General features: G+C 74.8%; 1 protein-coding gene. It reads right to left on the reverse strand.

Going from position 1 to position 683, the window contains the following annotated elements:
* Window positions 1–621, reverse strand: a 621-nt coding sequence (locus NS283_RS18230; protein WP_153003433.1) for an ATP-binding cassette domain-containing protein, incomplete at its 3' end; no start/stop codon positions are given.
* Window positions 622–683: the final 62 nt, after the last annotated feature.

A 683-nucleotide genomic window follows, 5' to 3' on the forward strand; every position in this document is an offset into this window, starting at 1 on the left:
GCGCTGGCGCTGCCCGCCCGAGAGCACCGCTCCCCCGTCGCCGAGGGGCGTATCGAGAGCGACCCCCGCACGCGCGGCGACGTCCTCGGCGGCTTCCGCGTCGGCCGGAGCGCCCAGAAGGATCTCCGCGCGCACGTCGGCCGTGAACAGCGCCGGGTCCTGGGCGACGAGGCCCACTCGCGCGCGCAGCTCGTCGGCGCCCATCGCCCGTCCGCCGAGCGAGATCGTGCCGGCCTCGGGCTCGAGCAGTCCCGCCAGCGCGGCCGCGATCGACGACTTGCCCGCCCCCGTGGGTCCGACGACAGCGGTGAGTCCGGCATCCACCCGGAAGGATGCGTCGTCGACGACCGGGGACGGGGAGTTCGGATGCCGCAGCCGCAGGCCCGTGACCTCGAGCGGCAGCGCGACCTCGGCGCGGGCGACGGCCTCCGGATCCCGGCGTCCACGATCGGCCTCGACGAGGTCGAGGACGAGGGGGCCGGAGAAGGTCCCGAGGTAGCCCGCGTGCCAGCCAGCGGCGAGCTCGCGCAGGGCCCGCACGAGCTCGCTCGACCGCAACACCGCGACGAACATCTCGAACGGGCTCAGCTCTCCCCCGCGCACGGCGACCAGGACGCACACCCAATCCCGAACCCCCAGCCATCCCAACTGCGAGCACCACGCACACACCAGACGCCCGCTGA

This window comes from Microbacterium testaceum (assembly GCF_001476285.1).
Taxonomy (GTDB): Bacteria; Actinomycetota; Actinomycetes; order Actinomycetales; family Microbacteriaceae; genus Microbacterium; species Microbacterium testaceum_B.